The organism is Bariatricus massiliensis (assembly GCF_900086725.1).
Taxonomy (GTDB): Bacteria; Bacillota; Clostridia; order Lachnospirales; family Lachnospiraceae; genus Allocoprococcus; species Allocoprococcus massiliensis.
Genome location: NZ_LT574834.1, coordinates 1 through 10563, shown reverse-complemented (window position 1 = coordinate 10563; position 10563 = coordinate 1). Strand labels below are relative to the sequence as shown.

5 protein-coding genes and 3 rRNA genes are annotated in these 10563 nt (G+C 46.7%); 3 read left to right on the top strand and 5 right to left on the bottom strand.

Features of this window, described 5'->3' with window-relative positions; all coding sequences use genetic code 11:
* Positions 1-268: 268 nt before the first annotated feature.
* The 3 genes from rrf to BN6465_RS00375 all read right to left on the bottom strand — a co-directional run bounded on the left by rrf (position 269) and on the right by BN6465_RS00375 (position 4029).
* A 5S ribosomal RNA gene (gene rrf, locus BN6465_RS00385) occupies positions 269-386 on the bottom strand.
* 97 nt (positions 387-483) lie between these two features.
* Positions 484-1876 (bottom strand): 16S ribosomal RNA (locus tag BN6465_RS00380).
* Positions 1877-2502: 626 nt separating this feature from the next.
* Positions 2503-4029 (bottom strand): hypothetical protein, encoded by a 1527-nt coding sequence (locus BN6465_RS00375; protein ID WP_066730632.1) that lies wholly within the window; start codon positions 4027-4029, stop codon positions 2503-2505.
* Positions 4030-4218: 189 nt separating this feature from the next.
* On the opposite strand from BN6465_RS00375, the gene BN6465_RS00370 reads away from it, so the two are divergent.
* From BN6465_RS00370 to BN6465_RS00360, 3 genes are all read left to right on the top strand, one after another.
* Positions 4219-4956, top strand: coding sequence for an isochorismatase family protein (locus BN6465_RS00370; protein WP_066730631.1), 738 nt, complete (start codon positions 4219-4221; stop codon positions 4954-4956).
* Between the two features lie 81 nt (positions 4957-5037).
* Entirely contained in the window at positions 5038-5730 is a 693-nt protein-coding gene (locus BN6465_RS00365) for a DUF5058 family protein (RefSeq protein ID WP_066730630.1), read from the top strand.
* Between the two features lie 10 nt (positions 5731-5740).
* Entirely contained in the window at positions 5741-6418 is a 678-nt protein-coding gene (locus BN6465_RS00360; RefSeq protein ID WP_066730629.1) for a hypothetical protein, read from the top strand.
* Positions 6419-6466: 48 nt separating this feature from the next.
* Here BN6465_RS00360 and BN6465_RS00355 read toward each other — a convergent pair whose 3' ends face one another.
* Together BN6465_RS00355 and BN6465_RS00350 are read right to left on the bottom strand one after the other, a co-directional pair.
* On the bottom strand, positions 6467-7546 hold the full coding sequence (locus BN6465_RS00355; protein ID WP_066730628.1) for a HipA domain-containing protein: 1080 nt from the start codon (positions 7544-7546) through the stop codon (positions 6467-6469).
* Between the two features lie 406 nt (positions 7547-7952).
* A 23S ribosomal RNA gene (locus BN6465_RS00350) occupies positions 7953-10563 on the bottom strand; the annotation flags it as partial.

Below are 10563 nucleotides of genomic sequence, written 5' to 3'. Positions count from 1 at the left end.
GTTGGTATTCAGGTTCGTTTTTTGAATTCGTTTTCTCGAATCGTGTTTCCACTGCTCTCACAGTGGATCCTCGGATGTCTTTTCTTAAATATTTCTATTTGAGAATTGATTATTTTTTGTATGCGATTTTCAAGGTACATGAAGATGTGAGCACATTTGTTCTTAAGGTTCAAGTTCACATCTTGTGACTGAGGTTTATCAGTCATCAGAAACTAAAAGCTTTCTTTTAATCTCTGATCACCGGTAAAAACCAGTTCTTCTTTTTTAGTGCTGGCGGCCACCTGCTCTCCCACACCGTCTCCAGTGCAGTACCATCGGCCGGTCAGGTCTTAACCATCGTGTTCGGGATGGGAACGGGTGTGTCCCCTGACCGCATCGCCACCAGCGGTATTAAGTTATATTCCGTGAGTGCCAGTCTTTCATCTAACTCGATTCCGCTCTGCTTCATCTCGTTAGATTCAATCCTTCTTATGCATCCTGTCTTCCAGTTTTGTTCCTGCAAGCCAGCTTGCGTCACAAACCTGTAATCCATTCTGCGCACTCACTCATTGATAACTAAACAATNGTTGCAGACTACAATCCGAACTGAGACGTTATTTTTGGGATTTGCTCCGCCTCGCGGCCTCGCTTCCCTTTGTTTACGCCATTGTAGCACGTGTGTAGCCCTGATCATAAGGGGCATGATGATTTGACGTCATCCCCACCTTCCTCCAGGTTATCCCTGGCAGTCTCTCTAGAGTGCCCACCTTAAATGCTGGCTACTAAAGATAAGGGTTGCGCTCGTTGCGGGACTTAACCCAACATCTCACGACACGAGCTGACGACAACCATGCACCACCTGTCTCCAGTGCCCCGAAGGGAAAGTACATTACATACTCTGTCACCGGGATGTCAAGACCAGGTAAGGTTCTTCGCGTTGCTTCGAATTAAACCACATGCTCCACCGCTTGTGCGGGTCCCCGTCAATTCCTTTGAGTTTCATTCTTGCGAACGTACTCCCCAGGTGGAATACTTACTGCGTTTGCTGCGGCACCGAATGGCTTTGCCACCCGACACCTAGTATTCATCGTTTACGGCGTGGACTACCAGGGTATCTAATCCTGTTTGCTCCCCACGCTTTCGAGCATCAACGTCAGTCATCGTCCAGTAAGCCGCCTTCGCCACTGGTGTTCCTCCCAATATCTACGCATTTCACCGCTACACTGGGAATTCCACTTACCTCTCCGACACTCTAGCTGCATAGTTTCCAAAGCAGTCCCGGGGTTGAGCCCCGGGCTTTCACTCCAGACTTACACAGCCGTCTACGCTCCCTTTACACCCAGTAAATCCGGATAACGCTTGCACCATACGTATTACCGCGGCTGCTGGCACGTATTTAGCCGGTGCTTCTTAGTCAGGTACCGTCATTTTCTTCCCTGCTGATAGAGCTTTACATACCGAAATACTTCTTCGCTCACGCGGCGTCGCTGCATCAGGGTTTCCCCCATTGTGCAATATTCCCCACTGCTGCCTCCCGTAGGAGTTTGGGCCGTGTCTCAGTCCCAATGTGGCCGGTCACCCTCTCAGGTCGGCTACTGATCGTCGCCTTGGTGGGCCGTTACCCCGCCAACCAGCTAATCAGACGCGGGTCCATCTCATACCACCGGAGTTTTTACCACCGCACCATGCGGTGCTGTGGTCTTATACGGTATTAGCAGCCATTTCTAACTGTTATCCCCTTGTATGAGGCAGGTTACCCACGCGTTACTCACCCGTCCGCCACTCAGTCACAAGAACCTTCTTTCCGAAGAAATCGAGTTCAGGTGCTTCGTTCGACTTGCATGTGTTAGGCACGCCGCCAGCGTTCATCCTGAGCCAGGATCAAACTCTCGTTAAAAGTGTTTGTATCCAGTTCAGAATCGCTTGGCAATTCTGTTCCTGTTTACTGTTCTAGGTCGACATTGAACACTTAATGAGGTCCCACACGAATTTAGTGTGAAAGTCGTTCGGCTGTGCCGAACTTCCTCTTAGTTTCCAACATCTTTGTTCTGAATTTCTCTTAGATACCGAAAGCTCACGAACAAGTTCGTTCGCTCCCGTTCGTTCTGCCAATGCACTCCGTGCATCACGGTACAATCTGTAAGTGCCCCTGCAAGCAAGCTTGCCAGGCCCTCCCAGCTTGTCCCTAGCGTACTTCGCACGCTGTCAGAACTATATCTGGAATTTCAGGGTTGTTGTCTATTATTTAATTATCAAAGTTCTTTGTCCTGTCTCAGCGACAGCTCATTTATATTACCATAATTCGCCATCATCTGTCAACAGTTTTTTTATTTTTCTTTTGCTGCCCCGGCGGCCTGTTTCCTGTCCCCGCGGTCAACGAATGTTATCTTACCATCTGGGATATGAATTGTCAACATTATTTTTATTTTTTATTTTATTCGTACAATTTTGACAATTCAGTCAGGAAAACCCTGCCGTTTTCTTCCTTTTTGTCGACAGGGTTTTTACTTGACACAATTCGCATCAATGATTCTGATGTAGATTTTCTTCTATCCCTTCATATTCTAGTTCATCTGCCAACTCCAGCAGAAATTTTCTTACTGCTGCTTTCTCTTTTCTTTCTGGCGGAACCCTTCTCACGCAGCGTTCTAATGTAACAGACGCAGCATTTACGATACTGATTTCATCACTCAAACGAAATCCCTCTTCATCCATTTGTACCATCCAAGTATTCTGTTTGCACCAGCAGTTAATGCCGGGAAGCGGAGCATGGTCTTCTTCCGACACTAAAACAATCTGTAGATTTTCATGTTTTTCCAAACCTTCTGCGAGACTTCGGATGCAGGCCGCATACTGATTTAAACTAACTTTTACGACCTTTCCACCGAGCAGAGTAAGGCTGCAGCTGATAAAAGGCCGGGTCTTCGCCCTTCGTACCATTTCTTCCAGCTGTAATATATGTATAAATGGTTCCGGCTTCTTCTCCAATCTGGAAAAATGACAATGTGTTATCTCCCGCATCATCCGATTAATAGTGAGACACTCTTCTAAGCACTCTCCACTGACCCCGTTTTCCTTCATCACTTCCTCCAGGAGAGACTCCTTGGCCGACAGAAAAGCCGGGGCAGGCAAGAAGGAATACAACGCGCCTCTTTTTCGTATTGTATAAATGTCATTTACTACTTCCCCGAACTGATTGGGTCTGAAGTTAATAAAAAGTTGTCTGCAATTATTAATCACATAGTCCGCCATGCCTTCATGCCGGATTACGGTTGCATTGTCGAAAAACAGCATAGTACTCGACGCATTCCTTCCTGCTGCCAGTCCCAGCAAGGATACCGCGTGATTCAGAATAAAAAAAGAAAAATTAAAAACATTTTCGTCATAATATTCATAGTAGAACCACTCTACGTTTCGATGAAAAATAAGGGAACTACAAGTTTCAAACAATCGAACAAACCTTTCTCGGTATGAGGAATAATGAATCACAAATTGAGCACGGAATCCCTTCTTGAGCAGACATTCCATCTTTAATGCAAATAGCCTCGCGAACTGCATATCTTCCAGAAGCCATTCATATTCCTCGGAATCAATAAAAACTATTTTCCCCGGCGTTGCCATACCTTCTGCATATTTAAGCAGCCTTTCTATTGCCGTCCGTCTTCCTGCGTTGCCTTCAAATACTGACAACGTAATATTTTCAGCTCCCTCCGTAAGCAGCTTTCTGTTTTCCGGTTTACTGTGATATTTAATTTTAGTCAAAGCCTGCCTTAACAACGGCTCTATCTGTATTCCTGCTCCTATCTCTTCATGAGGATACAGCTCTCTAAGCGCATTTCTTAAAAGTTGATGCCCCGACTTTGCGCTTTCTTCCATCAGATATGTAATAACTTCTTGAAAATATGTGGATTTGCCGGTCAGACTTCTGTCCCCGCTTTTCCATTTGCTCACAAGGCTGGCATCTACATGCAGAGCCCTTGCAAGTGAGACAGTCTGAATATCCAGACACTCCATAATAAATCCTAGTGTAGAAAGTTTTTTTTGTCTCATAAATAACCCTTCCGCGCGCATATATTTGTCAAACAATTGTCACTGTATCGTCTTTGACAGTTGGGCAACATCTATTGAAATGCTGTTGTTTTGCGACTATTATAACATAAAGAGCAATTTGAAACATCATTTTATCCGGAGAAATGAAAAACAAACGCTAAATTCTATTTTAGAAAGGAAAGTATAACTATGGCAGAGAATAAAGAATACAAATTTGTGGACAATTACAATTTTGATGAGGAATTATTGAAACAAGCATTCGCAGAAGCAAGAAAGATATATAAAGAACGTGGATTCATGCGCAAAATGGGTTACGGCAAAGCGCCAGCCATCACTACGGTAGATATGGCAAAGGCATGGATGAGCGAAGGACATCCGTTTACCTGTGACCACTCCAATGAAGTATGTGCTGAAGCATTAAAAGTGTTGGAGGCTGGGAGAAAAGCAGGTGTTCCTATCTTCCATACGACTACCGGCTATGTAGGCGATGCTCAATGGGATTTGCCTAGGTGGGATGAAAAAATTCCTATGAGCGCACTTGATATAGACAGCGAATGGATGGAGATAGATCCGAAGCTCAAACCACGTCCAGAAGAACCTGTTATACATAAAAAATTTGCGTCCAACTTCTTTGGAACACATCTGGCACAGACACTTAATTATCTGGGAGTTGACACATTGATCGTTATGGGTGCTACATCTTGTGCCTGCGTACGACATACCGTTATGGATTCTACAGGCTACGGTTTCAAAACAATAGTTCCGGAAGGCACTGTAGGCGACCGTGTTCCCGGCGTTATCGAATGGAATTTGTTTGATATGGAAGCAAAATTCTGTGATGTGGTCCCGGTAGATGAAGTGGTAGCATATCTGGAGGGCATTGATTCTTCCGTTTACACGAAACATGCGAGAGCGTTGGATAAATAAAAAGCAGTCTGTCAAAAAGGGAGTGTCTTCACCATAAGATTCTCCCTTTTTCTGAAGGAGGTGATTGTCATAAAAGATTATATGAATATAGCAAACTCTCTCGGCTTATGGATGACCGCAATACCCGCAGTTTTCATAGTCGGACTTCAAGCATACATTTTTTCAAAAAAAGCCTATAAAGCCGCCCCCTTATGTGGACTGACCACCCATCAGTGCAACAAGGCATTCCGTGTGGGCGCCACATCCGCCGTGGGTCCGGCGATGGCAGTATTCATTGTTATGGTTGGCATGATGGCAGTTATCGGCGGGCCTATGACATGGCTTCGTCTTTCGTTTATCGGCGCAGCTCCCACTGAGCTTACGGCTACTACTATCGGCGCCAAAGCAATGGGGGTAGAGCTTGGCTCAGCCGAATATGGTCTGACCGCATTTACCGCATCTGTATGGACCATGACGCTGAACGGCTGTGGCTGGCTCCTTTTCTGCGGACTATTCACCCATAGACTCGATAAAGTTATGGCTAAATTCACCAAGGGCAATATGAAGATAATGGCCGAGGTATGCGGCGCAGCTGTTCTAGGCACGGCAAGTTATCTCGCCGCCGATCAGGCTCTGAAGTCTTCGCCCGGACTGGCTTCCGTACTAGCTTCCGCCGTCACCATGATACTGCTGATTAAGATTTCTGAAAAACATCCCAAGCTCAAGGAATACAATCTCGGCATCGCCATGATTGTCGGAATGATTTCGGCTGTCTTAACACTAAACTTCACATAAGGAGGCAGATATGGAAGAACAAGCTTATAAAGAAATATTTACCAAACCAATTGTCCGGTGGGGTATGATTACATTACTCGGCTCTATTCCATTTTGTTTCGGACCCGCAATTTATCTGGCCGTGGTTTATCATGCTATCCCTCCGGTCCACACAATATTGACCGCGTGGTTTATGATAGCATCTATTTATGGAGTCGAATATTTTATGACCCCGATTTCCTATTTTCCTATTCTCGGAGTATCGGGAACGTATATGGCATTTTTATCTGGGAACATCGCCAATATGCGTGTGCCATGCGCCATTGTAGCGCAGGATGTCATCGGTGTGGAACCTGCGACTAAACAGGGTGAAATCATTGCCACTCTTGGAATGGCAGGCTCAATTATCACCAATCTTATCGTAGTGACTATCGCCGCAGTTGGTGGAAATGCATTGATGAGTCTGCTTCCAGAAGTAGTATTGACTGCATTGAACTATGTGCTGCCCTCTATTTTCGGAGGCCTTTTCGCAATATTTGCAGTTAAACATCCCCGCTATGCTGTCTGGGGCGTCAGTGTTGCCCTTGTCCTTTTAGGTGTAGTGAAGATTCTCCCCACATGGGCCGTTGTCGTATGCTGCTCATTCAGTACTATCGGATTTGCATTGTACTGCACAAAAAGAGATACGCAGAAAACCTCAAACCCCTAAGGATTCTAAGAAAGCCGCAGACGGTAAAAATCGTCTGCGGCTTTCTGCTTATACACGCTCATTACAAAGTTTTTCATTTCTCTCCAGCAACTGGCTCCATTGCTTTTCCGTCAATTGTAACGGTTTACTCATTCTGGACACTCTGCTTAAGTCAAGCTTTAGCTCCTTCTGAGCCCGCAGCCCGGCTTCTTCTAATGTACATATTTCTTCCGTCGTCTGAGAAAGAACGTTCAAATTATTAGAAAAAGCATGATCATGGTCGAATAAAGGGCAAAATCCTGTGATTTTACCGGTACTGTTTTCCATAAGAAATCCCCAGTTCTGCTCGTGTCTGTCATTATTATTTAATAAATAGTCGGCAACCTGCATTTTTAAATAAGCTTCCCTGTCTATATTAGAAGCTTCTTCATATGGATTCAATCCATACGCTTCACAAAAAATCTTAAACTCCTCAAAAGTTACCAGCGCCGTCTCTTCTGAAGTGAAGATTCTGGAGTTGACCACCATCTCCCCCACGCCTTCAATCCATTCTTTTCTTTCTTCTGACAGATAAGAGGCGACCTCCTCCTCAGTGGAAATCTGATAAGGGATATGTTCGATACCCACCGTAGACAATACCTCATCTGCTGGAATCTCATACTTGCCGACTTTGTGCAGATATATCCCATCCGTCTGGCGTATCCAACCTTTAGCGCTCGCCCCCAGCGTAGTAAGCTCCGGTGTATGAATCTCCTTTTTCAAATTGGCCGCTGCCTGATAATTTATATTTTTTCCCGACAGAGACACTTCTGTAATAAATAGAGATAACGGATTTTGAAATAGGTTAATCTCCTCCCATGTCTTCTCATCCCCATCTTGACGTATCCAGTATGAATCTTCAAGCGAAACACCCCTGCATGCTTTGCAGACAGCATATCGATTGCTTTGGGACAGCCGCAGTGTGTTGAGTATCTCTTTCGCATAACTCCTGCCGATAGAAAGCGTACGATTAGAAGCCCATTCTATAAAATCCGCCAGAGTGATATCCTGCTTCCTGAGAGCGAAAGGAAGACGTTCAAAATCAACGATTTTACAGAATCCATTGTCTTCTATCTCCAATATTGGATTGTTCTTTAACAAAAGTTCCATTTGTCTTCTCCTTCAACTGTGACATTAATTGCCTTTGATTGCAAGTATATGCAATTATTATACCACAAACGCAGGAAAGGAAGCGGCACATAGTGCCATTTACTTTCCAAGTGGTGGCTCGCCTGTATAATATGCCGCTTAGGCGGCACAAAGACAATGCAATTGTCTTTGATTGCACGTATGTGCAATTATTATACCACAAACGCAGGAAAGGAAGCGACACATAGTGCCATTTACTTTCCAAGTGGTGGCTCGCCTGTATAATGGAACAGTTTGTTCTTCTGAGCCTTAATTCTTTGATATATTAAAAAAAGAAACACATACCGTGTTTCTTTCCAAAGTTCTTATATACCTTCAAAACCGCATACAAATCTAATCATTCCATCCATTTTTCCCTTCCTACCTCTTGGTTATGCCCTCGACCGATTAGTGACAGTCAGCTCCGTACATTGCTGCACTTCCACCTCTGCCCTATCTACCTTGTCGTCTTCAAGGGGTCTTACTACTTTCGTAGGGATATCTCATCTTGAGGGGGGCTTCACGCTTAGATGCCTTCAGCGTTTATCCCTTCCCGGCTTGGCTACTCTGCCATGCTCTTGGTAGAACAACAGATACACCAGCGGCCAGTCCAACCCGGTCCTCTCGTACTAAGGTCAGCTCCTCTCAAATATCCTACGCCCACGCCGGATAGGGACCGAACTGTCTCACGACGTTCTGAACCCAGCTCGCGTACCGCTTTAATGGGCGAACAGCCCAACCCTTGGGACCTACTTCAGCCCCAGGATGCGATGAGCCGACATCGAGGTGCCAAACCACTCCGTCGATGTGAACTCTTGGGAGTGATAAGCCTGTTATCCCCAGGGTAGCTTTTATCCGTTGAGCGATGGCAATCCCACTTTATACCACCGGATCACTAAGTCCTACTTTCGTACCTGCTCCACCCGTCGGTGTCGCAGTCAAGCCCTCTTTTGCCTTTGCACTCTGCGAATGGTTTCCGACCATTCTGAGAGGACCTTTGAGCGCCTCCGATACCCTTTCGGAGGCGACCGCCCCAGTCAAACTCCCCACCTGACATTGTCCCCCAGCCGGGTCACGGCTGCTGGTTAGAAATCCAGTACTGCAAGGGTGGTATCCCAACAGCGGCTCCATGGCGACTGGCGTCACCACTTCTTAGCCTCCCACCTATCCTGTACATACAATACCGAATCCCAGTATCAAGCTGGAGTAAAGCTCCATGGGGTCTTTCCGTCCTGGCGCAGGTAACCAGCATCTTCACTGGTATTTCAATTTCACCGGGTGCATTGTCGAGACAGTGCCCAAATCATTACGCCTTTCGTGCGGGTCGGAACTTACCCGACAAGGAATTTCGCTACCTTAGGACCGTTATAGTTACGGCCGCCGTTTACTGGGGCTTAAGTTCAAAGCTTCAGGACGAGTCCTTAACCTCTCCCCTTAACCTTCCAGCACCGGGCAGGCGTCAGCCCATATACCTCACCTTTCGGTTTTGCATAGACCTGTGTTTTTGCTAAACAGTTGCTTGGGCCAATTCTCTGCGGCCAGCTCTCGCTGGCACTCCTTCTCCCGAAGTTACGGAGTCATTTTGCCGAGTTCCTTAACAATGCTTCTCCCGTCGGCCTTAGGATTCTCTCCTCACCTACCTGTGTCGGTTTACGGTACGGGTACAGTATGAACGATAGCGGCTTTTCTTGGCAGCTGGCTCACACACTTCCCTACTTATAGTTCGGTACGCGTCACGTCTTCGGATTGTGAAACGGATTTGCCAATTTCACTCCTACCCCGCTTGCCCCGGGATCCCATTCCCGGGTTGTGCTCTCCCTCTGCGTCCCCACAGTTCTGTCATACTGCAGTACAGGAATTTCAACCTGTTGTCCATCGGCTACGTCTTTCGACCTCGCCTTAGGCCCCGACTTACCCAGAGCAGATCAGCTTTACTCTGGAAACCTTGGGTATTCGGCCGGAAGGATTCCCACCTTCCTCTCGCTACTCATTCCGGCATTCTCTCTTCTTAGAAGTCCACAGCTCCTTACGGTACTGCTTCCTCCCTCTAAGAATGCTCCTCTACCAATTACATTCGTAATTCCTGAGCTTCGGTAGTGTGTTTCAGCCCCGGACATTTTCGGCGCAGGACCTCTCGACTAGTGAGCTATTACGCACTCTTTTAATGGATGGCTGCTTCTGAGCCAACATCCTAGTTGTCTTTGAAATCCCACATCCTTTTCCACTTAACACACATTTTGGGACCTTAGCTGCAGGTCTGGGCTCTTTCCCTTTCGACTACCCAACTTATCTCGTGTAGTCTGACTCCCATGACTATCTTTCCGGCATTCGGAGTTTGATATCCTTTGGTAAGCTTTGACGCCCCCGCGGGAATTCAGTGCTCTACCTCCGGCAGACTGTCATGAGGCTAGCCCTAAAGCTATTTCGAGGAGAACCAGCTATCTCCGGGTTCGATTGGAATTTCTCCCCTACCCACACCTCATCGCCACCCTTTTCAACGGATGTGCGTTCGGTCCTCCATTGCCTTTTACGGCAACTTCAACCTGGACATGGGTAGATCACCCGGTTTCGGGTCTACTCCGGCTGACTTGGCGCCCTATTCAGACTTGGTTTCCCTTCGGCTCCGCACCTTGGAGTGCTTAACCTTGCCAGCCGGCGTAACTCGCCGGACCGTTCTACAAAAAGTACGCGGTCGCACATATAAAGTGCTTCCACAGCTTGTAAACGCAGGGTTTCAGGTTCTCTTTCACTCCCCTCCCGGGGTCCTTTTCACCTTTCCTTCACAGTACTATGCGCTATCGGTCACTAAGTAGTATTTAGCCTTACGGGGTGGTCCCCGCATATTCCCACAAGGTTTCTCGTGTCTCGTGGTACTCTGGATACCGCCATGTCATTCGGACTTTCACGTACGGGGCTTTCACCCTCTCTGGCCGGCTTTCCCAAAACCGTTCTGTTAGTCTTCCTGAATCATTCCTGCGGTCCTAACCCCAGAGTGCACG

Excerpts from the sequence above, each read along its gene's own strand:
- BN6465_RS00370 (WP_066730631.1), top strand. The coding sequence starts at position 4,219 with ATGGCAGAGAATAAAGAATACAAATTTGTGGACAATTACAATTTTGAT.
- BN6465_RS00360 (WP_066730629.1), top strand. The coding sequence starts at position 5,741 with ATGGAAGAACAAGCTTATAAAGAAATATTTACCAAACCAATTGTCCGG.
- BN6465_RS00355 (WP_066730628.1), bottom strand. The coding sequence starts at position 7,546 with ATGGAACTTTTGTTAAAGAACAATCCAATATTGGAGATAGAAGACAAT.
- BN6465_RS00365 (WP_066730630.1), top strand. The coding sequence starts at position 5,038 with ATGAATATAGCAAACTCTCTCGGCTTATGGATGACCGCAATACCCGCA.
- BN6465_RS00375 (WP_066730632.1), bottom strand. The coding sequence starts at position 4,029 with ATGAGACAAAAAAAACTTTCTACACTAGGATTTATTATGGAGTGTCTG.